Here is a 26,689-nt window from a genome sequence, read left to right as displayed (position 1 = left end):
CCCCCCCCCCCCCCCCCCCCCCCACGTCATTTGGCGGATTTGATCGCGCCCGCGCGCCTGCTATGTTTTGGGTCCGACCATCGAAACCGGGAAGGCCCGATGCCGCGCAGTCTCTTAACGCCATTCTGTCTCGCTGCCCTGCTGGGCACCGCCGCCGTCGTCTCCGCGCAGGAGACCGCCGGCGATGCACAGACCCCGACTGCCGCGCCGGACTTCGAGGGAGCGCTGGCCGTGCTCGATTCTGACCTTGGCGACGATGCCGACTGGCAGGCCGACCTGGGCCAGCGCCTGAGCGTCTGCCTGAGGCCGCTCTATCCCGACAGCCCGAACCACGAGGATGTTCTGCTGGCCATCGAAGTCGACGCCGAGGGCAAGCCGGGCGCGCCCTACCTTCTGGAGCCGAAGCCCGACGAGGCAACGTTGGCCCACCTGCGCCAACTGTTCCGGGCCGAAGCGGCAATCTTCGACTGCGCGCCGCTCAAGCTCACGGACGGGCGTGCCCTGCCGCCGGTGCTGAGCCTTGCTGCTTCTCGGGACACGCTTGTGCCGCTAGACGACGAAGAACTGGCCGAGCGCCTGCCTGCCGACCCGACCACCGCGCAGGACGAGGCGTTGCTGGAACTTTCCCGCAACGACAGGCGGGAGTTGCAGACCCGGCTGCGCCTGGCAGGTCACGATCCCGGTAGCGCCGACGGCGTGTTCGGGCCACGCACCCGCACGGCGGTAGCCGAATGGCAAGAGGCGAACGACCTCCCGGCGAGCGGCTATCTGGACGCGCGCCAGCATGACCGGCTGATTACCGAAACCGAGACGAGTTTCGCGGAATGGCAGGAAAACCAGCCGCAGCGGACGACCACGCAGCGCAGCCGGTTCTACCGCGGCTCGGACGGCTGTCTGCGCGACCGCTACGGCCGCCGGGTTCAGGGACAGTCCTTGCGCTGCGACCTCAGAGGGCTTTTCGGCCAGTTCTGAACGGCCTAGGCGCCCAGTGCATCCTGCGGCAGGAAGCGGACGCCGTTGATCTCCCATGCGTCGCCAGTGGGGACCATCTCGTATTCCAGAAGGTGAACCCGCCCGCCTTCGTCGGTGATCACGACGCTCTGGAACATGCGCCCCTGGCGTTCGGTCAGCCCCCCGAAACGGACGTCTGCAGGGCGCCATACCATGGGATAGCCCTGCTGCACCATCCGCCCGAAGTTCTCGGGCGTGCCGAACAGGCTCTGGATCATCGGGCTGGCGAAAGTGAAAGCGGTCGCGAAGTCGTCCGCGCGGAACGCCTCGATCTGATCGCCGATCACGCCCTGGATCAGGCTGTCCGCGCTCTGGCTTTGCGTGGGCCCGGAAAGGGCAAGCATCACCACAGCTATGAGACACGTCTTTCGCATGAGATACCTCCCGGTCGTTAGCTCGGAAGATAATAGTGCATCGAACCCGGAGGGCGACTCCCGCCCCTCCGGCAGCACTTATAGATCAGGCGGCCAACTCGCCCGCCAACGCCTTGTCGATGAGCGCAACGGTCTCGGGCACGCCGTAGAGCGCAACGAACCCGCCGAAACGTGGCCCCTGGCTGGCGCCCAGCAGCACCTCGTAGATCGCCTGGAACCAGGCGCGCAGAGGCTCGAACCCGTGCGCCTTGCCGACCGCAAAGACCTCGCTCTGCAGCGCCTCGGCCTCGACCGGGCCGTCCCAAGCGGCCAGCCGGTCGCGCAGATCCGTCAGCGCGGCAGCCTCGGTCTCGGTCGGCAGACGGTAAGTTTTATGCGGCTTTACCTGCTCTTGGTAATAGCGCACCGCGTTGCCCGCGGCGGCGTCCAGCCCCGGATGCGTCTCGGGCGAGGCGTCGGCATACTTGCGGATGAAGCCCCACAGCACGCCCTTGTCCTCGGCCCCGGCAGCTGAGGCCAGGTTCAGCAGCATCGAGAAGGTGATCTCCATGTCGCTGGCAGGCACGTTGCCGCCGTGGATGTGGAACGCCGGGTTGGCGAACCGGCCCGCCGCATCCTGCCCGGCATAGGCGCGCAGGTGCTGGTGATACTCGTCCACCGCCTTCGGGATCACGTCGAAATGCAGCCGTTTCGCGGTGCGCGGCTTCTGGAACATGAAGAACTGAAGGCTCTCGGGGCTGGCATAGGCGAGCCACTCGTCCATCGAGATCCCGTTGCCCTTCGACTTCGAGATCTTCTCACCCTTCTCGTCCAGGAACAGCTCGAACCCGTACTGCTCGGGCGGGGTGCCGCCGAGGATCCGGCAGATCTTGGAATAGATCTGCATGTTGGTCGCGTGTTCCTTGCCGTACATCTCGTAGTCGACGCCCAGCGCGGCCCAGCGCATGCCGAAATCCGGCTTCCACTGCAGTTTCACGTTGCCGCCCGTGACCGGCATCGTGATCTCGGTGCCGTCTTCGTCGTCGAAAGTGATTTCGCCGGTCGTGGCGTTCACATCCTTCATCGGAACGTACAACACCCGGCCCGTTGTCGGAGAAATCGGCAGGAAGCACGAATAGGTCGCCTGACGTTCCTCGCGCAGACTAGCCTTCATGACCTTCTGGATGTCGTCGTATTTCTCGCAGGCGCGCAGCAGCATGTCGTCGAAGCGGCCTTCGCGGTAATAATCGCGAGCGCTGGCGAACTCGTAGTCGAACCCGTAGGTGTCGAGAAACCGCTGCAGCATTGCGTTGTTGTGATCGCCGAAGCTGTCATGGGTGCCGAACGGATCGGGCACCGAGGTCAGCGGCTTCTGGATATGCTCCTGCAGCATCTCGCGGTTCGGCACATTGTCCGGCACCTTGCGCATGCCGTCCAAATCGTCCGAGAAGCACAGCAGCTTGGTCGGGATATCGCTCAACTGCTCGAAGGCGCGGCGAACCATCGTGGTGCGCGCAACCTCGCCGAAGGTGCCGATATGCGGCAGGCCCGACGGGCCGTAGCCGGTCTCGAACAGGACATAGCCTTTCTCGGGCGGCGCCTTCTGATACCGTTTGACCAGCTTGCGCGCCTCCTCGAAGGGCCAGGCCTTGGAACTCATCGCGGCGTCGCGCAGGGTGCTTGCGGTCATCGTTTCTTACCGGTTGTGGTGGGTTGTGGGCTCGCACCTACTGCCGCAGGGACACCGCGTCAATGCACCGCCTGCGCAGAACGCGGCGCTTGCGCCAAAGCTCGCGTCGATCCACCCTTGTGGAACCCACGGACAGAGAAACGACATTATGAGCGATTCAGAAAACATTCCCGCCTCGTTCAACCCTCAGGACGCGCTGATCGCGACCATGTTCGCGGCTGCCGCCTCGGATGCCGTTCCATCCGAGCCGGAGCTGCTTTGGATCCTTCGCATCGTGGAAAGCCTGCCGATGTTCGCCGACTACGATGCCGCGCGGATCAACATCGTCTCGCGGACGGTGATCGACTTGCTTGAGGAGGAGGACGGCCTCGACGCCCTGTTCGGCCTGGTCCGCGACGCCCTGCCGGGCAGCCTCTACGAGACCGCCTACGCGCTGGCCTGCGACGTGGTCGCCGCCGACGGACGCGCCCGCGAGACCGAACTGCGCCTTTTGGAGGAGATCCGCGACGAGTTGGACCTCGATCGTCTCCATGCAGCCGCCATCGAACGCGGCGCACGTGCGCGGTTCGCACATCCAGCGGCACATGGGCTGTAATAGACGCCAACCACCGACGTGATCGCACCGGACCGGAGGCGAGGACAATGCCAGCTACCCCGAAGATATCCCGAACCCGCCTGCCCCTAGTGCTGCTGATCGCCTTGGCCCCCGCAGCTTGGGCAGTGAGCGTCGAGCCGGCCCCGGCGCAGATGCACCACCAGGGAAATCATCACCGTCACGGCGGGCATGACGAGGTCAACATGCCCGGCCTTCGGGGTGAGAACGCGACGCCTGAAGAAACCGCGGAGTTGGCTGCACTGTTCCGAAACTTCCGGACGCTCTCTCGCGAAGTCACCAATCTGCCGGACGGGATCCGTACGGTGACAACATCATCCGACCCCGACGTGATGGAGGCACTTGTCAGCCACGTCATCGGAATGATCGGCCGAGTGGAAGCCGCGGACGATCCCCGGATCTTCATCCAGAGCCCGACGCTGGACATCTTCTTCGATCGCGGCGCTGAGATCGAGACCGAGATCGACGTCACCGACGAGGGCATTGTAGTCGTGCAGACCGCGAGCGACCCGGAACTGATCGAAGCGCTCCATGTCCACGCGGCCGAGGTCTCGGACATGGTCGACCGCGGCATGCAGGCGGTACACAAACGCATGATGGGGCGCGCCGGAAACTGAGCGTTCCTTTGCGACGGATCGGCCTCCCAATCGCCGAACCGCCGGCCTCGGTGATCATGTCACCTCCGAACCATTCCGACTCATGGCATGTCTCAGCGAAGCTGAAAGGAGACAGCCATGCGTACAGTCACCTCTCGTCCGGCGGACCAATGGTCTCCGCTCTACTTCCTTGCATCGGTCGGGGCTGGCGGCCTTGCCGTGACCTTCTTCATGTACCTGATGTTCTGGATACCGCATCCTGGCCGCCCTGTGCCGATTTTCGAAGATATCGCGGCAAGCTTCTCCACTGCGTCCCCCGCGTTAGGAACGGCCATCGTCATCGCGGTGCTCGGCATCGCCGTGTTCGGGGCGATGAACCTCTACTACTTGGCCTGGAACCTGCGGCGCACCCGCGGCTTCCAGCTGTCAGACCGGGGGATCGCGCTCGCGAGCTCAAACGGTCAGACGCAGATGATGGCCATGCCGCTGGCGTTCGCCATGTCGGTCAACGTCGGTTTCATCCTCGGGCTGGTGTTCGTGCCGGGGCTCTGGAACGTGGTCGAGTACCTGTTCCCGGCGGCCCTCGCGGCCTTTACCATCATCGGTGTGCTGGCGCTGCGTCAGTTGGGCGGGTTCGTCGCACGGGTCATCGGCTCGGGCGGATTCGACTGCCGCGCCAACAACTCCTTCGCACAGTTGCTGCCCGCCTTCACGCTGGCCATGGTCGGCGTCGGCCTTTCCGCCCCCGGCGCGATGAGCGGCACGGCCCTGACAGCCGGTATCTCGATCGTTCTGTCGACCTTCTTCCTGGTCTCGGCAGCCGTGATCGCCGCGATCGGAATCGTCCTCGGCCTGAGGGCAATGCTCGAGAACGGTGTCGCCGTGGAGCAGTCGCCGACACTGCTGATCGCTATCCCACTGATCACCGTGCTGGGCATCTTGTTGCTGCGACAGGACCACGGGCTGCATGTCCATTTCGACGGCCACGGCGCGGCGGGAGACATGCTGGTGCTGCTGACCCGTCTGTTGTCGGTCCAGGTCCTGTTCGCGCTTTTCGGACTGACTGTGCTGCGCGCCAGCGGGTACATCCGCCGGTTCGTCACCGGGCACGAGACCTCGCCCGGTAGCTACGCCCTGATCTGCCCCGGCGTTGCGCTCTCGGTGATGCTGCAGTTCTGGATCAACAAGGGCCTGGTCGGCGCCGGTCTCGTCGCAAAGTTCGGCGCGGCATACTGGACCGTCACCGGTTTCGCGCTGGTCGCGCAGGTCGGGATGGTCGTGCTGATGCTGGTCCTGAACCAACGCCACTTCGGACGCGGCCGGCAGCACGCTGTGCCAGCAGCGTGATCCCCGGTCGACCGGGCGGCTATTGAGAAAATTGTGGGCGCGGCCCGGGCTAGTATGTCCCAGCCACCGCTGAGCTTGCCCGGGCCAGAAGCCGGCTACAGCCCCCCTGCCCCAACGACCGACAGAGGATCCGCGATGACCACCACTGAACCAACAGGCGCCCCCGCCCCCACGTCGCGGCTCGAGCATTTCCCGATCAGCTTCTTCGGCGTCACCATGGGGATCTTCGGCCTCGCGCTCGCGCTGCGCGTTGGGGGCTTCGCCACAGCCTCGCAGATCATCGTCTGGATCGGGGCGACTGTGCTCGCACTACTGCTCGCCACCCTAGCGGCAAAGGCGTTGCGCTACCCTTCAGCCCTAGCCGCGGAGTGGCGCCACCCGGTGCGACTGGCCTTCTTCCCGGCAACCAGCATTTCGCTTCTGCTGCTTGCGACCGCACTCCGAACCGCCTGGCCCGGGGTGGCCGAGGTCATTTGGATCGTCGGCGCGACCATCCAGGCCGGTTTGACGCTGGTCGTCATCTCAACCTGGATCGGGCATACCGCCTTCGGCCCCGAACACTTGTCGCCCGCCTGGTTCATTCCCGCCATCGGCAATGTCGTCGCGCCGCTTGCCGGCGTGCCGCTCGGCCATGTCGAGCTGAGCTGGTATTTCTTCTCGGTCGGTCTGCTGTTCTGGCTCGTGCTGCTCACACTCGTCTTCAATAGGCTGGTGTTCCACGATCCGCTGCCGGGCAAGCTTCGACCCACGCTGGTAATCCTGGTCGCGCCCCCGGCGGTGGCCTTTCTTGCCTGGGTGCAGTTCAACGGCGGCACGGTCGATGCCGCGGCACGCCTGTTGATCAATGCGGCCTACTTCTTCGCAGCGCTGGTGTCGCTGCAAGTGCCCGCCCTTCTACGCCTGCCCTTCGCGCTGTCGTTCTGGGCGCTGTCTTTCCCGCTTGCCGCGTTGACGACCGCAAGCTTCCGCTTCGCGGAATTAAGCGGCTCCGGCCTCCACCACGGGCTCGGCCTGGGCCTCCTGGCATTGCTTGCTGCTGCCATCGCTTCGTTGGTGGCACGCACATTACGTGCGGCAAAGGCCGGAGAGATCTGCCAACCCGAGTGAACCCGACCCGGGAGGCGCCTTTCCGGAAAGGCGGAAAGCGCCTCAACTGACTCAGATCAAGGCCTTGGAGCATTGAGAGCTCTATTCCTCGTCCCCGGACCCGGCTTCGGGTCCTTCGCCATGGAGATTTCGATGAAGCACACCGTTCCCCGCCACTCCAGGAAGCGACAGCTTGCGACGGCCGCCACCAGTCTAGCCACGCTCGCGCTGGCGGCTTCCGGCCTTCATGCGCAGGTCCGGCCCTCCGCCGAGGATATCGCCGGGCTGCCCGAGACCTACTCACCCTATGTCGACGTTACCGCACGCGAAGGCGGGTTTGCCGAGAACCTGCTCTGGGGCGACACGCATCTGCATACGAGCTTCTCGATGGATGCGGGAATGATTGGCACGGCTCTCGGGCCCGAGGACGCCTACCGCTTCGCCCGCGGCGAGACGGTTACTTCCAACACCGGGCAGCGCGTGCGCGCGGTGCGTCCGCTCGACTTCCTCGTCGTCGCGGACCATGCCGAGAACCTTGGCGTTCCGCTGCTGCTGGCGGAAGGCAATGCGGCGCTGCTTCAGACGGAGTACGGCCGTCGTTTCTACGACCTGATCCAGTCCGGCGACGCCTACGGAGCCTACGATCTCTGGGGCCGTGAAGGGATGACGCAGTTCACCGACGTTATCGATGACGAGCGCATCCAGAGAACCACCTGGGATCGACAGATCGAGATCGCCGAGCGATACAACGAGCCCGGCACCTTCAGCGCGATGCTGGGCTTCGAATGGACGATGAGCGGCACGCTGCAGGATCCTGGCAACCTGCATCGCGTCGTCGTGTTCCGGGACGGCGAGGATCGCGTCTCCGAGGTGCTACCCTTCTCGCTCTTCGACGGGCAGGACGTCGAGGAACTCTGGGCCTACATGCAAGGTTACGAGAATCAGACCGGCGGCCAGGTCCTGGCGATTCCCCACAACGGCAACGTCTCGAACGGCAAGATGTTCGCGGTCGAGCGCATGAACGGCGAACCGATCGACGCGGACTATGCACGGATGCGCATGCGCTGGGAGCCGCTTGTCGAGAGCACGCAGATCAAGGGCGACAGCGAGGCTCATCCGCAGCTTTCGCCCGATGACGAATTCGCCGACTACGGCACCTGGGACAAGGCCGATATCGGCGGCATAATCCCCAAGACACCCGAGATGCTGCCCCATGAGTACACTCGGACGGCGCTGCAACTTGGTCTGCAGCAGCAGCAGAAGCTGGGCGAGAACCCGTTCAAGATGGGCCAGATTGGCGCCTCCGACAGCCATACGGCGCTGTCGACGACGCGGGACGAGAACTTCTTCGGCAAAATGTCTTCGGGCGAGCCGAGCCCCGAACGCTGGAAGAGCTACGTGATACAGGCGTTCGGTGGTGACGAAGCCCTCTCGACGTTCGAGTATGACGTGCTCGCCTCGGGTCTCGCTGGGGTCTGGGCGCACGAGAATACCCGCGAGGCGATCTTCGATGCCATGAAGCGAAAGGAGGTCTACGCAACCACCGGCACGCGCATCGCCGTCCGGTTCTTCGGCGGCTGGAACTACACCGAGGATGAGGTCTACAGCTCCGACGTGATCGCGACCGGTTACGCCAAGGGCGTTCCGATGGGCGGCGACCTGCCCGCCGCCCCGGACCGCGCCGCCGCTCCCGTCTTCATGGTCGGCGCGCTGAAGGATACGTGGTCGGGTAACCTCGACCGGATCCAGATCATCAAGGGGTGGGTCGATGCAGCGGGCGAGCGGCAGGAACGGATCTACGACGTCGCCGTCTCGGATGATCGCGAAATAGGCGAGGACGGCCGCGCGAGGACGCCCGTTGGAAACACGGTCGACGTCGAGAGCGCGACCTGGACCAACACCATCGGCGCCCCGGAACTCCGCGCTGTCTGGACCGACCCGGACTTCGATCCGTCTTTGCCGGCGGTCTACTATGCCCGCGTGCTTGAGATCCCGACCCCGACCTGGCAGGCCTATGACGAAGCGCGGTTCGACATGAAGATGACGCCCGAAGGCATCCCGCGCACGCATCAGGAGCGCGCCTATACCTCGCCGATCTGGTATACGCCTGAAGGCTAGGGGCGTTTGCGGGGCGAAGTGGGAAGGCCATCGCGAGCGCGCCTTCCTGCAACGGGGAGCGATTGATGGACGGATTGCGTTTCGCCGAAACGGTCGAGGTTTCAAGCTTCGCCGCCTTCACGCTCGGCATCATCGTCTACTTCATCGGCGCGCACCTGACCCGCGTCTTCCCGATCCTCGCCAGGTACAGCATCCCCGAACCGGTCAGCGGCGGCCTGATCGTTGCGCTGGCAAGCTTCGCCCTGTTCATCGTGACCGGTACCGAACTTACATACGACCTGCGGGCACGCGATTTCCTGCTGGTCTACTTTTTCACGACCATCGGGCTGAACGCCCGGTTGTCGGATCTGCGCAAAGGCGGGCCAATCCTCGCCCTGACGCTGGCGCTGACGGTCGGGTTCATGATCCTGCAGAACGCGGTGGGAATGGCGGGCGCCCTGATGTCGGGGATGCCCGCGCAGGCGGGTGTGCTTCTCGGCACCGCCGGTCTTATCGGGGGTCATGGAACCGCGATAGCCTGGGGGCCGGTCGTCGAGGAACGGTTCGGAATGGCCGGCGCAGCGGATCTGGGGATCGCGGCAGCGACACTCGGTCTGATCCTGGCAAGTCTGATTGGCGGACCGATCGCCCGGTTCTTGATAGAACGGCATGGGCTGAGCGCAACATCCGTTGCGGACGAGCTGGGGCCGACAGCGGCAGTACCCGAGCCGGGAAAGATGGACGGGATTACCCATGTCGACCTGATGCGCAGCATCCTCTGGATTCATGTCGCGATCGCCATCGGCTACATGATCTTCGAAGCGTTGCAGGCCGCCGGTGTCTTGCTGCCGCTTTTCGTGCCCTGCATGTTGTCGGGGATCCTGCTGTCGAACACGCTTCCGCTGCTGACGCGGGCGAAAAGTCCGGCGGGCAATCCGTCGCTCTCGCTGGTGTCAGAGTTCAGCCTGTCGGTCTTCCTGTCGATGTCCCTAATGAGCATGGAGCTTCAGACAATCGCGGGAAACGCCGGTGTGCTTATCCTGACGCTGGCGCTACAGGCGCTGGCCACCATCGCTTTCATCATCCTGGTGGTCTTCCGGTTCCTGGGCCGCGACTATTTCGCTGCGGTGATGTCCGCCGGCTTCGCCGGGTTCGCGCTTGGCGCCACGCCGACGGCAATCGCCAACATGACCGCGGTGACGCAGCGCTATGGCCCCTGCCAGTTGGCCTTCATCGTGCTGCCACTGATCGCCGCGTTCTTCGTAGACTTGGCGAATACGGTCCTGATCCAATGGACGCTGTGGCTCGGATCTGGGCTATGAAGGCGACCACGTCCTTGGCCGGACGAACGCTGGAGTCTCCGCGCCTTGCGATGGATCAAGGTCAACGACGCCGCGCCATTCCAACAACGCTCCACGAAGATGACGCCAACCCGGAGTTGGATCTGATCAACCCGAAGACTCCATAGTCATCGGGCGAAGCCGAGAAGGGACCTAAGGCATGCAGCAGGACAATCCGGCTTCTGAACGGGCTTATCTCCTGGACGCCGGGCGCGTTGCAGATGCCCTTGAAACGGATCTGCGGGACGGGCTGATCGCCGAAAAGGCCGTCAGCCGTCAATCAGCCTACGGACCGAACAAGCTGGCCGAGGGCAAGCGGACCACGGCGCTGGATCTGCTGCTGGAGCAGGCTAGAAACCCGCTTCTTATCATCCTGACCGTCGGCGCGATCATTTCTGCCTACACGGGGCATTGGGTCGATGCCATCGCGATCCTGATCATCGTGGTGATCAACGCCGCCATCGGCTTCTGGCAGGAATGGAGCGCCGAGCAATCCATGGCAGCGCTCTCCGAAATGTCCGCGCCCGGAGCCACGGTGCGCCGAGACGGCAACTGGAAAGACATCTCTGCGACCGAGGTCGTGCCCGGAGACATCGTGCGGCTCAAGGCCGGAGATATCGTCGCCGCCGACATGCGCCTGGCCGAGGCGGCGCGGCTCCAGATCGACGAGGCGGCGCTGACGGGCGAAAGCGAACCCGTCGACAAGCATGCCGATCCGCTGGCCCCCGAAAGCGAAGGCGACGTTCTGCTCGCGGATCGGCGGAACATGGCCTTCGCGAGCACACAGGTGGCAGGCGGCAGCGGTATCGGGATCGTCACCGCGACCGGCATGGCGACAGAAGTCGGGCATATCGCGAATCTCATGGCGTCGGCCGCAGAGCCGAAAACCCCACTTCAGGAGCGGATCGAAAGCCTTTCTCGGGTGCTGATGGGCGCGGCCCTTGCCGTGGTCGCAGTGGTCATCGGCATCGGCCTGAACACCGGCATGGACGCGATCGAGATGCTCAACACAGCCATCTCGCTGTCGGTCGCGGCGATCCCGGAAGGCCTGCCGACGGTCGTGACGATCGTGTTGACGCTCGGCAGCCAGACAATGGCGCGGAAGAACGCGCTCGCGCGCAAACTGTCCTCAGTCGAGACGCTCGGCACCACGACGGTGATCTGCTCGGACAAGACCGGGACACTGACGCAGAACCAGATGCAGGTGATGAAGGTCTGGGCCGGCGGACATACCTGGGAGGTGACCGGCGAGGGATTTGATCCGAGGGGCGCGTTCATCGGCGAGGACGGTGCTCCGGCACGGATCGAGGATCACGTCGACCTGCGGCGCATGCTCACCGTCTCGGCCTATTGCAACGAGGCCGAACTGACGGATATCGATGGCCGCCCCGGTGTGCAAGGCAATCCGACCGAAGGCGCCCTCGTGGTCGCTGCGGCCAAGGCGGGGATCGACCGGGCGGCACTCGAAAAGGAAGTCGGCATCGAGAAGCTGCAATCCTTTCCCTTCGACAGCACGCGCAAGATGATGAGTATCCTCTCGCGGGTGCCGAACATTGGCCACGCTCTCGGCGCCAAAGGCGCTCCTGATGTGATCCTGCGGCGCGCGAGCCACGTGCTGATCGACGGCGACATCGTCGAACTCGACGCTGCGCGGCGCGCCGAAATTGAAGCCGTGATCGCCAGGTTCGGCGCCGAGGCGCTGCGCACGCTCGCGGTTGCCTACAAGATCGTCGATGGGGATCCCTCGACCACGACAATGGACGATCACGAGACCGACGTGATCTTCCTCGGGGTCCATGGGATCATGGACCCGCCGCGCCCCGAAGTCGCGCCCGCCGTCGCCGATGCGACGAATGCAGGGGTTCGGACGATCATGATCACCGGCGATCATGCCGGGACGGCCGAAGCGATCGCGACCTCGATCGGGATCAAGACGAGACCCGAGCAGACTGTGCACACCGGTGCCGAGCTTGACCAATTGTCCGACGAGGAACTGCGCGAGGTGGTGCGCCATGCCGCCGTGTTTGCGCGCGTCACACCCGAGCACAAGCTGCGCATCGTCGAGGCCCTTCAGGCGAACGGCGAGGTCGCAGCCATGACCGGCGACGGCGTCAACGACGCGCCTGCCCTGCGCACAGCGGATATCGGCATCGCCATGGGGATCACCGGCACCTCGGTGGCGAAAGACAGCGCCTCGCTGATCTTGCTCGACGACAACTTCTCGACCATCGTCCGGGCGGTCCGCGAAGGCAGGCGGATCTACGACAACCTGCGCAAATTCGTACGCCAGGCGTTGACCGCGAACGTGGCGGAAGTTTCAGCGATCCTCTTCGCCTTCCTGCTGATGGGCGACGATCCGTTGCTGACGCTCGCACCGCTGATGATCCTCTGGATCAACCTGGTCTCGGACGGCTTGCCGGCCCTCGCCCTCGGCGTCGAGCCGGCGGAACTGGACGTAATGGCGAAAGCGCCCCGAGGTCGCGGAGAGTCGCTCTTTGCCGGGGGCCTCAAGGAGCGCATCCTGATACGAGGCCTGGCGATTGGCGGCCTCACCTACTATGCGTTTCAGGAGGCGCTCGGACAGGGCTACGAGGTGGCCTACGCCCAGACCGCCGCCTTCGCGACGCTGATATTCGCCCAGCTCTGGCACATCTTCGACTCGCGAACCGCCACGACGCTCTTCCAAAGCAATCCGCTCGAAAACCGGGTACTTCTGAGTGCCGTCGCGCTCTCTGCCGGCCTCTCCCTGCTGGCGATCTACACACCGCCGGGACATTTCGTGCTCGGCACGACGCCGCTGAGCGGGCAAGACCTGCTCGCCGCCTTCTTCCTCGCAGCCCTCCCAACCCTTGCGCTTTCGGGCCTCAAGGCGGTGTTCGGCTTCAGGTTCCTTTGAAAATTCGGGTTTATAGTGGCGCGGTCCAAGGGCGTCGATCCGATACCGCGGATATGCGTCTCACCACCGCAGCACCACGACAATTCCGAGCGTGGCAGGGTTTGAGCGGCCCTGAAATGCCGACTGCACATCGCGAATGACGCCAGACGACCCTAGTGAGTTAATAATGTGGTGTGGTTGGTGGGCCTAACGGGAGAAAGCTCGAACCAGCTTTTCCAGGCTCTTGAAGAGTGGAACCAGCATCTCGCACCTTTAGACTTCCATAGTCTGAGGTGCGAAGATGACACATTCGCGCCATAAATTCAATAAGATAGCTAAGCCAGAGGCGGAGAAGAAGAAGTATCCGCCGCCGTTCTCGCTGCGCCTTACCTATGAGGAGCGGGCGCGGTTGGATGCCGAACGGGGGGACAAGTCCCTTGCTGCCTATATCCGCGAGCGCCTGTTCGGCGCTGATGCTGCACCGCGCAAGCGGCGCGGCAACAGCCCTGTTCAGGATAAGGAAGCGCTTGGTCGTATGGCTGAGGCGCTCGGTCAGTCGCGGCTATCGCAAAACCTGAACCAGCTCGCCAAGGCCGTGAACTCGGGCTCGCTGCCCGTGACGCCCGAGACCGAAGCGGAACTCAAAGAAGCCTGCCGCGAAATTTAAGAGATGCGGGCTGAACTCATGGCGGCGCTCGCCAAAGCTCCAGGGAGTGAGCCATCCCCCTCCGCTAAAGCTACGGAGCGACTGCCGTGATCTTGAAAGCCAAAGAGCGCGGCAACACCCCGCAGCTCGCTCGCTACCTTCTGGCGATGCGGGATAACGAGCATGTCGAATTGCATGGCGTGCGCGGCTTCATCAGCGATGATCTGATCGAAGCGTTCGGCGAGGCCGATGCCATCGCGCGGGGTACACGCTGCGAAAAGCATCTGTTCTCGATGAGCTTCAATCCGCCCGAAGGTGCGAATGTCAGCATCGAGGATTTCGAGAAAGCCATCGAGCAAGTCGAAACAAAGCTCGGGCTGGAAAATCAGCCCCGCGCCATCGTCTTCCATGAAAAGGACGGAAGAAGACATGCGCATGCTGTCTGGTCACGGATCGACAGCGAGCGCATGCGAGCGCTGAACCTGAACCACTACAAGATCAAGCTGCGCGACGTATCGCGTCAGCTCTACCTTGAACATGGCTGGACTATGCCGCGCGGCCTGGAGGATTGCAGCTTGCGCGATCCGCTCGGATTCACGCGCGAAGAATGGCAACAGGCGAAGCGAGCTGGCCTCGATACGAAAGAATTGAAGGCTGTCTTCAAGACTGTCTGGGAGGCGTCCGACAATCGGGCAGCCTTCGAACAGGCGCTCAAAGAGCGTGGGTTTTGGCTCGCCAAAGGTGATCGTCGCGGCTTTGTCGCGGTCGATTATCGCGGCGAGGTCTATGCTGTCGCCCGCTACAGCGGCGTGAAGGCAAAGGACGTAGAAGCCAAGCTCGGCGATCCGCAAACGCAGCCGTCAGTCGAACAAGTGAAAGCTGAGATCGCGAGCGGCATCTCATACGAGCTGCAAGAATTCATCAAGGACGCGGAGCGCGATGCGAAGCGGCGCTCCGCGCAAATCGACTTCCGCAAAGCGGAGATCGTGCAACGCCATCGCGAAGAGCGCCGCCAGCTTACCGAATCCCATGAGAAGCGCTGGCAGGCCGAGACCCGCAGGCGGGCGGAGCGTCTGCCGAAAGGGTTCTCGGGCATCTGGCATCGCCTGACGGGCAAATATGCCAAGGTCAGAGCGCAGAATGAACATGAGGCGCTGGAAGCCCTACACCACGACCGCGCAGAGAAGGACGCGCTGATCTTCAAGCAGATTGAAGAGCGGCAGGCTGTTCAGCGGGATATTCGAGCGCAGAGGGAATCTGCTCAAGAAGACCTGCTATGCCTGCGCGAGGATGTTGCGCACTACATGCGCGATGATCGGCCTGATCCTGAGATCAGCCGTACTCGCAAACGTGAGAAGGATCGCGAGGAAGAAAGCCGCAAGCGCGAACGAGTCTCGCGCCCACGGCGCAGGCGTGGCTTCGAGCCTTAACATGAACAAATATCTGGAATGGCAAAGCCGCCGTATGCTTCCATTGGCAATGTAGCTTAATCTTCCGTGTATTGTCTGCTACTCGCTTTATTGGCTCACTGCTTAATATGTTATTCCAGTGTTTACTCGAAAAATTCCCACATCGCGCGGAGAACCCCTCACGGACGGCATCATCTATTTCTGCTTGGTATTCTTCAAACTTAGGAAAAATAAATGTTTAACTTCCTTCCATCGTGGCATTATGAATGCATTGATTTCTTTTTACCTCTCTCAATCATAGAACAAGTGCATCTCTCTTACTTCCATAACCCAGTCGCGTTTGGTAGAACTTAATAATATTCGGTAGCTCGTTCTGAATGTAGGTCTCACCTATAATCTGGAGGCCGCGGGTTATTAACGCCACTGCATCACGGTTGGCGGAAATGTAGTCCCCCTTCCGCCCAGGTAGATCAATTTCTGGTGATCCATACCAACGGTCAATCACATTTAGTGACGAAAAAGTAATTAAGGAATAGAAATTTCCACTTTTCGAGGATAACCATAGAAACTCTCACGCTGCTTGACAGGTGTTATCACTGTCATCCCCATTGCCGCGAGCATGATCGAGAACTCGCTTCTGAATCTTTGAGTGCTCTGTTTTTTATTTCTCGTCACGTCTTGATGACTCCGGTTAACTGCACTTTTGAGATGCCGATTCTTCTGAAAAACAGAGTCCGAATGGATTCACTGAAATCATAAAAGAGATCAAAATTAATACCTTGGTTATCGATTAATTATCGATAAATTCTTCATTAATCTGCTTTTTGTTTTACAACTTTATTAACCAGATGCCTTGAATTTCTTTAATTTCTTGTTTTAATTTGCAGGATCAGCAATGAGCATAACCGTTTTCCAAAGCTTTGTTGAATTGATAAAGGGCGCTCTAGGAGCACCCTTCCTCGTTTTGGGGTGGTGTATCATCCAGCGGGGCTCGCAGGACGATCCGTCCGTTGATCGGGCAAGTCTCAAGCTGATGCATGTCTCCAGGTCCTGCGAGTGGGTTGAGGGCGGCGCGATAGCCCCCTGATCGGGTTCAGCGCCGATGCGCTGGCGGCATCCAATCCGCGCAGGGTTGGTCAGGGTTCCAAGGGGCACGAAGGCTCAATGGTCGATGGGTTGGTTCCAAGGAAGGGTAGCGCGAAAGCTCCCTTCCTTTGGTCTCGATGAAGTCGCCTCCATGAAGTGGTCATGGGGGTATCGGGGGAGCAGGAACGCGCCCCTGATTGGTGATGCAAAGGCCAGACGGTGCGAGTGGTTTAAAGGGGCGCAATAGCCCTTTGATCGGTGGGTGCAGGGAGAGCGAAGTCTCCCGCGAGTGATTGAACGGCGATACGTTCTGCTGGCTCTGTATGGGGTCGATCCCCTGACTGAGCCATGGGCCGGAGGGATGCAACGGGAGCGCGCAGCGGGCTCCCTTGCCAAGATGGTTTTGTACTACAAAACACATCTTGCGGTTTCGCCTTACGGCTGCACTTTAGGCTTTGTACTACAAAGATTATTGCGGCGCATCAAGAAGCGCCAAGTCCATATGACAGCACCCTCAACTGGCGCTGAGGATGCTGGAAAGGCGCGGTTTCACCTTGTCCTTCAGGAGCGCCACAAGCTCGGGATCGCCCCGCTCATACTCGTCGGGGATGTGAAGCGTGATAATCCTGCTGTCGGCTGGGCGCTGCTTGTACTTCTTCCTGATGCGTTCGCGGTGGCGGGGCTCCATTGCGAAGATCAGATCGGCACTGGCGACAAGCTCCTTGGTCAGCAGTCGCGGCGCTTCGGCGTCCGCGCCTACTGACAGCGCCTCGATGCCAGGGACCCCCCCTGAACACGTCCTCGGCGGTCGGGCTCCGAAGCTTGTTGGCGGTGCAGACGAACAGGACCTTCATGAACGCAAACTTACCGCGTCGCGCGTGAACAAGGAATCCCCTACTCCGCGTTTTCGCCGTCGCCGATCCTGACCAGTTCGACCTGATAGTCGGGATGCAGAGGATCGGCGTGCGTCACATTGTATGTTCGCCCAATGCCGCCATTGAAGCTCAACTCGCCCCGCAGGGTCAGCGGCTCATCCGTAACCTCGAAAAGACGGTTGAGCCGTGTTTCCAGTACCGTTCGTGTCGTCATCAGATAGCGTGGCACGGCGCGGTCAGAGTACCCGAAGGCCACAAAGATCCCCGTATCGTGCTCGCGTGGCAGTTCCTTGGGAAAAGCGGTGATGTTTGGATTAAAGGAAATATTGACGATGGCTTCTGAAACCAGAAGCGCATCGGCCTTGGGCATGGGTTTCATCTCGATGATCGCATAGGCGATTTTCGAGGTCATTTCCTTTGGCGGCGGGGTCTCAAACTCGCCCACTGATTTAAGACAGTCATCTCTTTAAGACCGTCATCGGCCTCAGGTCGCCTATTCTCACTTACCCAGACTTGATAGCGTCCAATAAGCTCGTTGATCTCCACGGGGCGCGGGACGGTGCGCGCGAAGAAATGGGCAAGCATTGCCGCGCTCTGCTCGATATCCGGCGGCGGCACGCTCCCAAGATATTCGGCAATCGCGCCGATAAAGTCGTCAGTCTGGCGATGCGAAGCTTTTAGGAAGCGCTCCACCCGCTTTCGGCCACCATCGACGCTCATCGTATATTTTGTAGCGTCGGCGATGCGGTCAGCGAGTTGCTGCGGGCTCAGATCGAAATGCGCCGCATGATCGATAAGAGCGCTGCGCAGCCTGTCTCTATCATCATCTGAATAACTCGCCTTCGGGCCTGCCATCTTTTTTGCGTGTCCAGCTTGTGTCCAGGACAGGGCGTCCTGCGGTCCCTTTGTTGGAACCAGCACATCCATGTGCGCCAATCAAGGAGACCAGCACCATGACACCCCAAGAACAGCACGCTAAGCAAGTCGGTCAGAACGGCGGCACCGTTCCGACCAACGGCATGGCCCACCAGTAAAAAGAGCGCACCGATGCTGCTGTGAACAGCGGCAAGCAAGGCAAGTGATGCTCTCGGGCGCGGCGATCACCGCCGCGCCCAACTTCCCCAAAACCGATTTCCGCGAGAGACGACATGAGCAACGGTATGAACTCCAAGCCCACATCACCGACAGGAGCCCTGCTCCTGGGCGTGTCGTTCATCGCGCTTGGTCATTACACGCCCGCGCTGCTCGGCAGCACGAACGCAGCCGATGATCTCTATCTTGGCTTCTTCAAAGCCATTGGCAGCATCATCGCGCTCGGCGGCATGGCTGGCTACTACAACGTCTGGCGTCAGCGCGAGAAGTGCAAGGCCAGCGAACAGCCCTCGGGCATCTTCGGCGAAGCGCGCTTCGCTACGCTCGAAGACTGCGCCGACGCTGGCATGCTGACCATCCATCAGGCCTGTATCTCGGCCTGATGGATGGTCAGCCGCTCTTCCATAGCGGCAAGGCGCATCTTCTGACGGCTGCACCCGCCCGTCAGGGCAAAGGCATCAATGCCGTCTTCCCGAACCTGCTGCACTACACGGGCTCGGTCGTCGTCACCGATCCCAAGGGCGACCTGGCGGCGGTCACGGCGGCGCATCGCCGCGGGCGGTTCGGTCAGCGTGTGGTCGTGCTGAACCCGTGGGGGCTGCACGGCCTGCCGCAAGACCGCATCAATCCGCTGGAAAGCCTGATCGAACTTGCGGGCGATCCGGCGCGTCAGCGCGGCCTGACCGATGAGGTCAAGGCCACTGCGCTCCAGCTCCTGCCCGAGCCTGAGGACACGCGGAATTTCTATTTCCGCGAGGGCTCGCGCACGATCCTGCGCGGCGCGCTGCTGTATCTCGCGCTTTGTCAGCCCAAGCTTTGCACGCTTCCCGAGGCATGGTGCATCGTCGCCAACCCGAAGCGGCTAGCGCGTGCTGTCGATGCGATGTGCCGCAGCGATGCGCTCGGCGGTCTTCTGGCCGTGCTCGTCGATGATCTCGCCTCCCAGATCGACGGGAACCCCGACCAATTCGCCGACTTCCGCGCGGGTGCGGTGCAGGCGCTCGATATCTTCGAGCCTGGCGGCTACCTCGCCGATGCCGTCAGCTTCTCGGATATCGCCCTTGCCGATCTGAAGAGCGGTGATGTGTCGATCTATCTTGCCTTCCCGCAGGATCGGATCGCCTCGCACGGTGCCGCGCTCGGCCTGATCGTGAACAAGGCCATCACCGCCGTGGCCCGCTTTGATGAGCGCGGCGAGGTGCTGTTCATACTCGATGAGCTTGCCAACATGGGCAAGCTCACTGGGCTCGCCGAAAGCCTGACCGCGCTGCCAGGTCTGGGCGTCCGTGTCTGGATGTTCGTCCAGGAGCTTGCCGAACTGATCCGCATCTACGGCCCCCATACCGCGCGGACGCTGCTCTCGCAGGCCGAAGTCACGCAGTCCTTCGCCGTGCAGGATTTCGAACTAGTGAAAACCCTCTCGCAGGCGCTCGGCCAGAAGACCGTCAAGACGCGCAACTACAACCTTGGCCGTCTCGACACCGATGAGGTCGGCGAAAGCCTGTCCGAAACAGGCAAGCCGCTCATGGCTGCCGATGAAATCAGATTGATGGGGCGCGATGAGCAACTGCTGCTCGTTAGCGGCCTGCCACCTGTGAAGGCGCAGCGCGTGCCCTTCTGGTTCATCGCTCCCTGGGCTGAGTGGGCAACGGACAACCCGCTGGCACCGCCATACCCGACCGAAAAGCCGCTCGTGCAGCTCAGCTACGCCCTCGAAAGCAAGACGCGAAGGAGAGACCGATGAGCAAATTCGACATCAAGGTTCTCGGAACCAAGCCGCCCAAACGCCCTGAAGGCCCGATCAAGCGGCTGTGCCGCAAGCTCGGCGGCGCGCTCAAAGCCGTCTTGCTGCGCCCGAGAATGATCCTCGTCTCCGGTATTGCGGGCTTGGTGCTCTTCGTCGGCACCCCGCACGTGGGCTGGGATTACCAGTGCCGCCACGCAACGCGGGGCATCGGCACATGCAGCTCGGTTTCCTAGTGCGCTTACTACGGCATTCAGGGCCGCCGCATTGAAAGACCCGAATACGGCGAGCACTGCAAGCTCGTGACCTTCCTGCCCGTCGATTGGGACAAGCTGACGGAAGGAGTTCTGTAATGACCAAGCATGCATTCAAGAAAGAGCTGGGAGCCTACCACTGGAAAAAACTTGTCTGTCTTGCCGATTTCTACGGCCACGAAAACAAGAACGAATACGCAGTCTTGCTCCTGAAACGTGCCATTGAAGAGTCCGAAAAGCGGAGGCGTTCCGATCTCTACGCGAAACACGAAATAGAGATAAAGTAACTTGAAGAGTAAGAGGAGCGGATATTGCGTGATATCGAAACCAATACATCGCCAAACAGCGGAGATATTAACGACGACCTGCGAGAAGTGGTAAAATGAAGATAGCTAGAAATAACATTCTTCAGGAGGACAACGCCATGAAGGATGAGCTAGACTTCGCAGGTCGCGACCTGCAAGAACGCTTCGATGCGTCCGCAAGACCCGTCGTTCGCGTTGATGTTGAGAAATACCAAGCCTATCTCGACGGCTCCGGCTTGAGCGATGCGCAGAAGGAAGACTTTCTGCAAGCCCTCTGGTCCATCATGGTATCATTTGTCGAGCTGGGGTTCGGGGTCAGTCCACTGCAAGAAGTCTGTGGAAAAACTTCCGAGATCAGCCCTCAGGGTGCCAAAGACACCTTCAATGCAGTATCCTCAAGCGAACCCAACAACCACGATAACAAGAACGGATTCAGCCCCTGACGGCAGGCTGGAGGTACGATGAACTAGAAAAATCATAACAATCAGGATAACACGAAGGCAGTCATCTACTGCCGCGTGTCCTCAACCAAGCAGAAACGGGAAGGCGCGGGCTCGACAGCCAAGAGTTCCGCTGCCGCCAGTATGCTGAGTTGCAGGGCTATGCCGTCGAGGCGGTGTTCCCCGACGATGCCTCGGGCGGCGGTGACTTCATCAACCGACCAGGCATGGTCGCGCTGCTGAGCTACCTCGATGCACAGGCCGACAAGGATTACGTGGTCATCTTCGATGACCTGAAGCGCTTTGCGCGTGATACCGAATTTCACATCAAGCTGCGCCGTGAATTCCAGACGCGCGGCGCGCGCATCGAATGCCTGAACTTCGAACTCGATGACTCGCCCGAGGGCAAGTTCGTCGAGACGATCTTCGCCGCTCAAGGTGAGCTTGAGCGCGAACAAAACCGCCGTCAGGTCATCCAGAAGATGAAGGCGCGGGTCGAAAACGGCTATTGGGTCTTCGCCCCTCCTGTCGGCTACAAATACGCCGAGGATCGCGTCCACGGCAAAATCATGGTCCGTGATGAGCCGATAGCATCGATCCTGGCCGAAGCTCTCGAAGGCTTTGCCTCAGGGCATCTGCAATCGCAGGCCGAGGTGAAGCGCTTCTTGGAAGGCAAGCCTGCGCTCCCGAAGGATACGCCAGTGGGCGAGATTCGCTGGCAGCGCGTTCAGCGGATTCTCTCGCACCTTACCTACACAGCTTACGTCGAAGCCCCAAAATGGGGCGTGTCGGCGCGTAGAGGGCATCACGAGCCGATCATCAGCCTGGAGACGTTCGAACGCATTCAGGAGCGGGTTCAGGGCAAGGCGAAGGCTCCCGCCCGCAAAGATATCAGCGAAGACTTCCCGCTGCGCGGATTCGTGCTGTGCGATGACTGCGGCGAGCCAATGACTTCGTGCTGGTCGAAAGGCCGCTCGAAGCACTACCCCTATTTCGACACACTCATTGAAAGAGGCTTCATCCACTCCACGCAGCAGCCCTACCTCGGACCGTCAGGCATAGGGCAAACCGGGAAATGGGCATTGGAAGAGTTTCCAACAACCGGAATGAAGCTTGCCGGGAAAGCATTCATGCGCTGGCGCCCGCCATCGAAACTAAGATCCCCGCACAATGATTGTGCCAATCCGTCACAAAAAATGTGCCGTGAACCGAAATAACACCCGAAATTTCAGCAAGAAGGTCACAATTATTGTGACGCGAATACCGCGAAATCGTAACAGAGCGTCACAGAAAAAAGGACATATATACATCTAGCCATAGGCGTTGCGGTTACGCGCATCGCCTATGGCTCTCTATACCTATCCTTGAGGCCAATCTCACACCCAGCCTTAGTGCGATGCTAGGACAATCCTACGTATCCGGCGTGCCGATCACGAGATCAACCGGCTCGACGGACTGCTGCCTTGGCGATGGAAGCCGACGGCGGGGTAGACACACAGTACGCGTCAACTACCCGCCACCGCGGTAGCTATCAGGCTCCTACAACATAGCCAGATCTCTCGCAGGATCTCTTGAGGTTTAGAACGCTCGCGCTAAGGCTTCCGCCTGCTTGATGACCAGCTTGACTGCTTCAGCCTGAAGATCCGGAGGGTATCCGTATTCCCGAAGAATACGCTTTACCGCCACTCGCATCTTCGCGCGGACATCATCGCGTTGCCACCAATCAACACCTGAGTTTTCGCGAACCGACCTGACGAGTTCGGCCGCGATCACCTTGAGCTGGTCGTTGTCCATGACTTCCACCGCGCTCTCGTTCTGCGCCAACGCGTCGTAGAAGCTTCGCTCTGCCTCCGACATGTTGTCCTCGGGCTCGGCACTCAGGTCTTTCGCCATGCCGATCAGTTCCTGGATCACCTGAAGGGCGTCGACGCTGCGGTTGTGGTAGCGTGCGATAGCGTTCGTAAGACGCTCGGAGAACTTCTGGTTCTGCACAATGTTGCCTCGCGTCCGCGCCTTGATCTCCCCGTTCAAGAGCTTCTTCAGGGCTTCCACGGCGAGGTTCTTGTGCTGCATGTGCTGGATCTCCAGGAGAAACTCCTCTGACAGAACGCTTATATCAGGGCGATCGAACCCGCACGCCTCGAGGATGTCCACGACTTCGGTCGAGGCAACGGCTCGGTTAAGCAGCTGCTCGATCGCGAAGCCCGGTAAGGAACTCCGCCCCCCGCCGCCCGTCACATCAAGCTTCTGCAGGGCGGACCTCACCGCTAAGAAGAACGCGACCTCTTCGGCGTGCTTCTTGGCTTCCGGCGACCCGGCCGCCAGTTTGAAGGCCTTGGCGAGCGCTGCGACGGCATCGAGGAAACGCTTGCCGAAGTCCTTGTGGTCCTCCTGGCCATCGGCACGCGCCTGGTGAAGAATGTAGTTCGCTGCCGCCGGCAGGATCTCGATGCGATCCGCCGCGGTTCCTCCAAGCACCAAGGAATAGTCGAAGCCGTGGAACAATCCGCGCGCGACATCCAGTGCACTGAGGAAGGCCGCGACAGCCTCTCGTTCGTCAACGCCCGTTTGGGCCTGGTCTCCTTGTGAGTAGTGCGCGAGAGCCCTCTTCAGATCGGCTGCAAGGCCAATATAATCGACGACGAGACCGGCTGGCTTACCGGCAAAAACCCGGTTCACCCTGGCGATCGCCTGCATCAATCCGTGCCCCTTCATGGGCTTGTCGACGTAGAGTGTATGCATGCAGGGCGCGTCGAAGCCGGTGAGCCACATGTCACGGACAATGACGAGCTTCAGCGGATCGCCAGTATCCTTGTAGCGCTTCCTAAGCGCCTCCAGTTTCGACTTGCTCCGAACGTGGGGCCGAAAATTCTGCGGATCTGTGGCGTTTCCGGTCATGACGACCTTCACGGCGCCGGTCGCGTCGGTATCTGAATGCCAATCCGGGCGAGCTGTGACGATGCGCTCGTAGACCTCGACGCAGATCCGACGGCTCATGCAGACGATCATCGCTTTCCCGTCTATAGCATCGAGGCGGGCGTCGAAATGCTCGAGGATATCAGCGACAACGGCGTCCAGGCGTGGACCAGCGCCTACCAATTTCTCGATCTGCGACCACTTCTTGGCCGCAGCCCCTGCCTCATCCTCAGCCAGCGCCTCGGTCGCCTCGTCAAACTCCTCGTCGAGGCTGTCGCGTAGATCCTCGGCGATCTCGACGCGGGCCACACGCCCCTCGTAGTAGATCGGCACCGTTGCGCCGTCCTCGACCGCCTGAGCGATGTCGTAGACGTCGATGTAGTCGCCGAACACCGACCGCGTGTTTGCGCCTACCAATTCCACGGGCGTGCCGGTGAATGCGACGTATACGGCCCTCGGCAAGGCTGTGCGCAGGTGATGGGCCAGGCCATGACGAACCTCGCCGGACTTCTGGTCCAGTCTGGCTTCGAACCCGTATTGCGTCCGATGCGCCTCGTCGACCATGACGATGACGTTGGAGCGGTCGGTGAGCACCGGGAAGTTCTTGCCGCGCTCTGGCCGGAATTTCTGGATCGTCGAGAAAACGATGCCGCCGACCTGCCGGTTCATCAGCGTCTTCAGTTCCTCGATGCTGTCCGCCTGCACCGGCGTCTCGCCCAGCAGATCCTTGCACCGACCGAACGTGGCAAACAGCTGGTTGTCGAGATCGTTGCGATCGGTGAGGACCAGCACCGTCGGATTCTCCAGACCCGAGAGGTGCATCGCTCGCCCGGCGAGAAAGGTCATCAACAGCGACTTCCCAGAGCCCTGCGTATGCCAAATGACACCGCCCTTACCGTCGTCGCCACGCGCACCGAGGATCGACTCCATGGCCTTTCGCACCGCGTGGAACTGGTGATAGCCGGCCGCCTTCTTGATCGGCCCCTTTCCCTCGTCCTCGAAAACCGTGAACCAGCGCAGCATGTCTAGCAGAACAGACCGGTTCAGTAGCCCCTCTGTCAGTGTGTTCAGAGCGAGGCCTTCGCGCTCCGACAGGATGGTCTCGCCATCGATGGTTCGCCACCGCATGAACCGGTCGAGGCCTGCCGAGAGCGTTCCGTATCGCGCGTTCAGTCCGTCGGAGATCACCGAGAAGACCGAGGTCCGGAACAGGTTCGGGATGTCCGCCTTGTAGGTCTCTACCTGATTGAAGGCCGCTTCGATGTCGGCTCCCTCGGTGCCCTTCAGTTCCACCACGACAAAAGGCAGACCATTGAGGTAGATCACGATGTCGGGGATGCGCGGGTTCCGCCCAACCATGTCGACTTGGTTGAAGGCGTGCCAGGCGTTGTCCTGATCACCCCAGTCGACGAGGCGCGCACGCTCATGCCGCTCTTCCCCTTGGCTGTAGTAAGTGATCGGGACGCCGCCTGTCATCAGCCCGTGTAGGCGGCGGTTCTCGGCCATCAGATCGCCGACGAAGACCTCGTCGGTGACGCGGGCTATCACCTCCTGCACCGCACCGTCCGGAAGCTCTGGATTCAAGCGACGGACAGCTTTCTCGAAGACCTTCCGCAGAACCGCCTCGTGAAAACTGCGTCGCTCCGGGTCACGCTTCTCGGGCGATATCTCGGCCCCAGAGGCGGTGGCGTAGCCAAGCCCCGCAAGCTTCCCCATCATCCAGTCTTCGAGATCGGACTCGGATATCCAGGCCATCAGGCGCCTCCACCGGGCTTCATCTGAGCGGAGAGCGCTCGCACCCTCTCCGAGAAGGCCCGGTCCATCCTTTGGTAGTGGTCAACCAGCCAGGCGTTGATTTCCGGCCAGTTCTCCTTGCTGTGAGCCTGCACTGCGTACCTGCAACTCACTAAGCTTAGCTTCCTGTGATCCAGCCTCCTCCAATCGAGGTCCGCTTGAACCTTGGATTGGATTTCCTCTCGCGCCTCCGACAGCCGGTCGAACAGCCACTTGTTCTCACTCGCGTCCGAGCGCATCAACGCCAAGTCGACCCGCACCTCATCCCGAACTATGCAGATGTTGATCGAGCATCCGCTGACCCCGGTAGCAGATACCAGCCAGTTCTCCTTGGTCGGACTGATATTCTGCCATCTCTCGCACCCGGCTTCGCGAAGCTGCGGCAGCAGCTGTTCCCAGAATGCCAAGCGGATCTCATGGCGGGTACGCAGGGCGCCTTTGGCCGATTTCTCCTCGCTGTCCTTTTCGGCCATGCGGATCATTTAGTCGGCCGCCTCGGGCGTCGGGATCACCTGCTGGAGGTCGACGAAGATCTCCTCGCCGAACCGGTAAGGCACAACCTTCACGCAGCGCGCGTCAATCTGGTGTTCGCGCAGCCAGAGCACCGTCGCCGTTACCTCCCGCCGGAAATTGGCCGCGATGAAAACAATGCGCTGGTCGGTCCCGTCATTAAGGACGACTTCGTCCAGCGTATCCTCTCCGAGGAACTCGCAGATCAGGCCGGCCGCGTCCCCACCGCCTTGACGTTCGAGGTACTGCTGGAAGATCCCCACGATCTCGGCTTTCTTAAGGCTCGAGCAATAGGCGGCATACTTCAGCGCCTGCCAGACGACATCGCGACCGGAGTCGTCCAGCTTGTTCTCGATGACGACAAGCTGCCCGTTCCGATCAAGCGCCAGGAGGTCCAGCCGCTCCCGGGTGCCGTCGAACCCATCGAACTCCTTCTGGATGATCAGAAGGCTGTCCTCGCCCTCGCTCATCGCCTCGCAGAGCGCATCCGGCATAGAAGCCAGCCATTCCTGGAGATGCTCCCGCTCCCGAAACCCGACATCGGAGAAGCTGGTGCGTTCGAGCTTGCTCAGGCGGTTGCTGGTGCGGTCTATGCGGAACATGCCATGAA

General features: G+C 61.4%; 24 protein-coding genes. 17 read left to right on the top strand and 7 right to left on the bottom strand.

Annotated features, from left to right (window positions below; all coding sequences use genetic code 11):
• Positions 1–99 precede the first annotated feature (99 nt).
• A complete protein-coding gene (locus ACW9UR_RS02325; RefSeq protein WP_458915288.1) occupies positions 100–972 on the top strand; it encodes a peptidoglycan-binding domain-containing protein in 873 nt (290 codons plus the stop codon).
• A gap of 5 nt (positions 973–977) precedes the next feature.
• On the opposite strand, the gene ACW9UR_RS02320 is transcribed toward ACW9UR_RS02325, so the two are convergent.
• Together ACW9UR_RS02320 and ACW9UR_RS02315 are read right to left on the bottom strand one after the other, a co-directional pair.
• Positions 978–1,385: a DUF4864 domain-containing protein gene (locus ACW9UR_RS02320; protein ID WP_458915287.1), complete on the bottom strand. Its 408-nt coding sequence runs from the start codon at positions 1,383–1,385 to the stop codon at positions 978–980.
• 85 nt (positions 1,386–1,470) lie between these two features.
• On the bottom strand, positions 1,471–3,054 hold the full coding sequence (locus ACW9UR_RS02315; RefSeq protein ID WP_458915286.1) for a lysine--tRNA ligase: 1,584 nt from the start codon (positions 3,052–3,054) through the stop codon (positions 1,471–1,473).
• 148 nt (positions 3,055–3,202) lie between these two features.
• Between ACW9UR_RS02315 and ACW9UR_RS02310 the strand changes: the two genes are divergently transcribed.
• The 10 genes from ACW9UR_RS02310 to ACW9UR_RS02265 all read left to right on the top strand — a co-directional run bounded on the left by ACW9UR_RS02310 (position 3,203) and on the right by ACW9UR_RS02265 (position 16,912).
• Complete coding sequence (locus ACW9UR_RS02310; RefSeq protein WP_458915285.1) at positions 3,203–3,649, top strand: tellurite resistance TerB family protein; 447 nt, start codon at positions 3,203–3,205, stop codon at positions 3,647–3,649.
• Between the two features lie 47 nt (positions 3,650–3,696).
• Positions 3,697–4,284: a hypothetical protein gene (locus ACW9UR_RS02305; protein WP_458915284.1), complete on the top strand. Its 588-nt coding sequence runs from the start codon at positions 3,697–3,699 to the stop codon at positions 4,282–4,284.
• Between the two features lie 117 nt (positions 4,285–4,401).
• Entirely contained in the window at positions 4,402–5,610 is a 1,209-nt protein-coding gene (locus tag ACW9UR_RS02300) for a TsoY family (seleno)protein (RefSeq protein WP_458915283.1), read from the top strand.
• A gap of 135 nt (positions 5,611–5,745) precedes the next feature.
• Entirely contained in the window at positions 5,746–6,717 is a 972-nt protein-coding gene (locus tag ACW9UR_RS02295) for an SLAC1 anion channel family protein (protein WP_458915282.1), read from the top strand.
• Between the two features lie 132 nt (positions 6,718–6,849).
• Positions 6,850–8,814, top strand: coding sequence for a DUF3604 domain-containing protein (locus ACW9UR_RS02290; RefSeq protein ID WP_458915281.1), 1,965 nt, complete (start codon positions 6,850–6,852; stop codon positions 8,812–8,814).
• Between the two features lie 65 nt (positions 8,815–8,879).
• Positions 8,880–10,115 carry a sodium/glutamate symporter gene (gene gltS / locus ACW9UR_RS02285; protein WP_458915280.1) on the top strand — a complete coding sequence of 412 codons (1,236 nt, stop codon included), beginning with the start codon at positions 8,880–8,882 and terminating at the stop codon, positions 10,113–10,115.
• A gap of 178 nt (positions 10,116–10,293) precedes the next feature.
• Positions 10,294–13,029, top strand: a complete 2,736-nt coding sequence (locus ACW9UR_RS02280; protein ID WP_458915279.1) for a cation-translocating P-type ATPase — start codon at positions 10,294–10,296, stop codon at positions 13,027–13,029.
• Between the two features lie 280 nt (positions 13,030–13,309).
• Positions 13,310–13,675, top strand: a complete 366-nt coding sequence (locus tag ACW9UR_RS02275) for a hypothetical protein (RefSeq protein ID WP_458915278.1) — start codon at positions 13,310–13,312, stop codon at positions 13,673–13,675.
• 86 nt (positions 13,676–13,761) lie between these two features.
• Positions 13,762–15,084, top strand: a complete 1,323-nt coding sequence (locus ACW9UR_RS02270) for a relaxase/mobilization nuclease domain-containing protein (RefSeq protein ID WP_458915277.1) — start codon at positions 13,762–13,764, stop codon at positions 15,082–15,084.
• Positions 15,085–16,510: 1,426 nt separating this feature from the next.
• A complete protein-coding gene (locus ACW9UR_RS02265; RefSeq protein ID WP_458915276.1) occupies positions 16,511–16,912 on the top strand; it encodes a hypothetical protein in 402 nt (133 codons plus the stop codon).
• A gap of 131 nt (positions 16,913–17,043) precedes the next feature.
• Here ACW9UR_RS02265 and ACW9UR_RS02260 read toward each other — a convergent pair whose 3' ends face one another.
• Positions 17,044–17,436, bottom strand: a complete 393-nt coding sequence (locus tag ACW9UR_RS02260; protein ID WP_458915275.1) for a hypothetical protein — start codon at positions 17,434–17,436, stop codon at positions 17,044–17,046.
• Positions 17,433–17,951, bottom strand: a complete 519-nt coding sequence (locus ACW9UR_RS02255; protein WP_458915274.1) for a hypothetical protein — start codon at positions 17,949–17,951, stop codon at positions 17,433–17,435. The genes ACW9UR_RS02260 and ACW9UR_RS02255 overlap by 4 nt, the downstream gene beginning before the upstream one ends.
• 221 nt (positions 17,952–18,172) lie before the next feature.
• Between ACW9UR_RS02255 and ACW9UR_RS02250 the strand changes: the two genes are divergently transcribed.
• The 6 genes from ACW9UR_RS02250 to ACW9UR_RS02225 all read left to right on the top strand — a co-directional run bounded on the left by ACW9UR_RS02250 (position 18,173) and on the right by ACW9UR_RS02225 (position 22,076).
• Positions 18,173–18,499, top strand: coding sequence for a hypothetical protein (locus ACW9UR_RS02250; RefSeq protein WP_458915273.1), 327 nt, complete (start codon positions 18,173–18,175; stop codon positions 18,497–18,499).
• Positions 18,385–19,860: a type IV secretory system conjugative DNA transfer family protein gene (locus ACW9UR_RS02245; RefSeq protein WP_458915272.1), complete on the top strand. Its 1,476-nt coding sequence runs from the start codon at positions 18,385–18,387 to the stop codon at positions 19,858–19,860. Before ACW9UR_RS02250 ends, ACW9UR_RS02245 begins: the two co-directional genes overlap by 115 nt.
• Entirely contained in the window at positions 19,857–20,096 is a 240-nt protein-coding gene (locus tag ACW9UR_RS02240) for a hypothetical protein (RefSeq protein WP_458915271.1), read from the top strand. Before ACW9UR_RS02245 ends, ACW9UR_RS02240 begins: the two co-directional genes overlap by 4 nt.
• Before the next feature lie 116 nt (positions 20,097–20,212).
• A complete protein-coding gene (locus ACW9UR_RS02235; protein WP_458915270.1) occupies positions 20,213–20,401 on the top strand; it encodes a hypothetical protein in 189 nt (62 codons plus the stop codon).
• Between the two features lie 137 nt (positions 20,402–20,538).
• On the top strand, positions 20,539–20,862 hold the full coding sequence (locus ACW9UR_RS02230) for a hypothetical protein (RefSeq protein ID WP_458915269.1): 324 nt from the start codon (positions 20,539–20,541) through the stop codon (positions 20,860–20,862).
• Between the two features lie 149 nt (positions 20,863–21,011).
• Entirely contained in the window at positions 21,012–22,076 is a 1,065-nt protein-coding gene (locus ACW9UR_RS02225; RefSeq protein ID WP_458915268.1) for a recombinase family protein, read from the top strand.
• A gap of 361 nt (positions 22,077–22,437) precedes the next feature.
• Here ACW9UR_RS02225 and ACW9UR_RS02220 read toward each other — a convergent pair whose 3' ends face one another.
• From ACW9UR_RS02220 to ACW9UR_RS02210, 3 genes are read right to left on the bottom strand one after another with little or no spacing between them, the layout of a single operon-like run.
• On the bottom strand, positions 22,438–25,530 hold the full coding sequence (locus ACW9UR_RS02220) for a type I restriction endonuclease subunit R (protein ID WP_458915267.1): 3,093 nt from the start codon (positions 25,528–25,530) through the stop codon (positions 22,438–22,440).
• A complete protein-coding gene (locus tag ACW9UR_RS02215) occupies positions 25,530–26,051 on the bottom strand; it encodes a DUF4268 domain-containing protein (protein ID WP_458915266.1) in 522 nt (173 codons plus the stop codon). The genes ACW9UR_RS02220 and ACW9UR_RS02215 overlap by 1 nt, the downstream gene beginning before the upstream one ends.
• Positions 26,052–26,681 carry a hypothetical protein gene (locus tag ACW9UR_RS02210; RefSeq protein ID WP_458915265.1) on the bottom strand — a complete coding sequence of 210 codons (630 nt, stop codon included), beginning with the start codon at positions 26,679–26,681 and terminating at the stop codon, positions 26,052–26,054. It lies immediately after the preceding gene.
• Between the last annotated feature and the right edge of the window lie 8 nt (positions 26,682–26,689).

Source organism: Halovulum sp. GXIMD14794 (assembly GCF_054457455.1).
This window is presented reverse-complemented; position numbering and strand designations above follow the sequence as displayed.

Bases quoted from the DNA above. Each gene is read 5' to 3' on its own strand.
- ACW9UR_RS02215 (WP_458915266.1), bottom strand. From the start codon at position 26,051: ATGATCCGCATGGCCGAAAAGGACAGCGAGGAGAAATCGGCCAAAGGC.
- ACW9UR_RS02305 (WP_458915284.1), top strand. From the start codon at position 3,697: ATGCCAGCTACCCCGAAGATATCCCGAACCCGCCTGCCCCTAGTGCTG.
- ACW9UR_RS02220 (WP_458915267.1), bottom strand. From the start codon at position 25,530: ATGGCCTGGATATCCGAGTCCGATCTCGAAGACTGGATGATGGGGAAG.
- ACW9UR_RS02235 (WP_458915270.1), top strand. From the start codon at position 20,213: ATGACCAAGCATGCATTCAAGAAAGAGCTGGGAGCCTACCACTGGAAA.
- ACW9UR_RS02250 (WP_458915273.1), top strand. From the start codon at position 18,173: ATGAGCAACGGTATGAACTCCAAGCCCACATCACCGACAGGAGCCCTG.
- ACW9UR_RS02280 (WP_458915279.1), top strand. From the start codon at position 10,294: ATGCAGCAGGACAATCCGGCTTCTGAACGGGCTTATCTCCTGGACGCC.
- ACW9UR_RS02295 (WP_458915282.1), top strand. From the start codon at position 5,746: ATGACCACCACTGAACCAACAGGCGCCCCCGCCCCCACGTCGCGGCTC.
- ACW9UR_RS02310 (WP_458915285.1), top strand. From the start codon at position 3,203: ATGAGCGATTCAGAAAACATTCCCGCCTCGTTCAACCCTCAGGACGCG.
- gltS (WP_458915280.1), top strand. From the start codon at position 8,880: ATGGACGGATTGCGTTTCGCCGAAACGGTCGAGGTTTCAAGCTTCGCC.
- ACW9UR_RS02240 (WP_458915271.1), top strand. From the start codon at position 19,857: ATGAGCAAATTCGACATCAAGGTTCTCGGAACCAAGCCGCCCAAACGC.
- ACW9UR_RS02275 (WP_458915278.1), top strand. From the start codon at position 13,310: ATGACACATTCGCGCCATAAATTCAATAAGATAGCTAAGCCAGAGGCG.
- ACW9UR_RS02300 (WP_458915283.1), top strand. From the start codon at position 4,402: ATGCGTACAGTCACCTCTCGTCCGGCGGACCAATGGTCTCCGCTCTAC.
- ACW9UR_RS02265 (WP_458915276.1), top strand. From the start codon at position 16,511: ATGCAACGGGAGCGCGCAGCGGGCTCCCTTGCCAAGATGGTTTTGTAC.
- ACW9UR_RS02325 (WP_458915288.1), top strand. From the start codon at position 100: ATGCCGCGCAGTCTCTTAACGCCATTCTGTCTCGCTGCCCTGCTGGGC.
- ACW9UR_RS02210 (WP_458915265.1), bottom strand. From the start codon at position 26,681: ATGTTCCGCATAGACCGCACCAGCAACCGCCTGAGCAAGCTCGAACGC.
- ACW9UR_RS02255 (WP_458915274.1), bottom strand. From the start codon at position 17,951: ATGGATGTGCTGGTTCCAACAAAGGGACCGCAGGACGCCCTGTCCTGG.
- ACW9UR_RS02290 (WP_458915281.1), top strand. From the start codon at position 6,850: ATGAAGCACACCGTTCCCCGCCACTCCAGGAAGCGACAGCTTGCGACG.
- ACW9UR_RS02230 (WP_458915269.1), top strand. From the start codon at position 20,539: ATGAAGGATGAGCTAGACTTCGCAGGTCGCGACCTGCAAGAACGCTTC.
- ACW9UR_RS02320 (WP_458915287.1), bottom strand. From the start codon at position 1,385: ATGCGAAAGACGTGTCTCATAGCTGTGGTGATGCTTGCCCTTTCCGGG.
- ACW9UR_RS02315 (WP_458915286.1), bottom strand. From the start codon at position 3,054: ATGACCGCAAGCACCCTGCGCGACGCCGCGATGAGTTCCAAGGCCTGG.
- ACW9UR_RS02260 (WP_458915275.1), bottom strand. From the start codon at position 17,436: ATGACCTCGAAAATCGCCTATGCGATCATCGAGATGAAACCCATGCCC.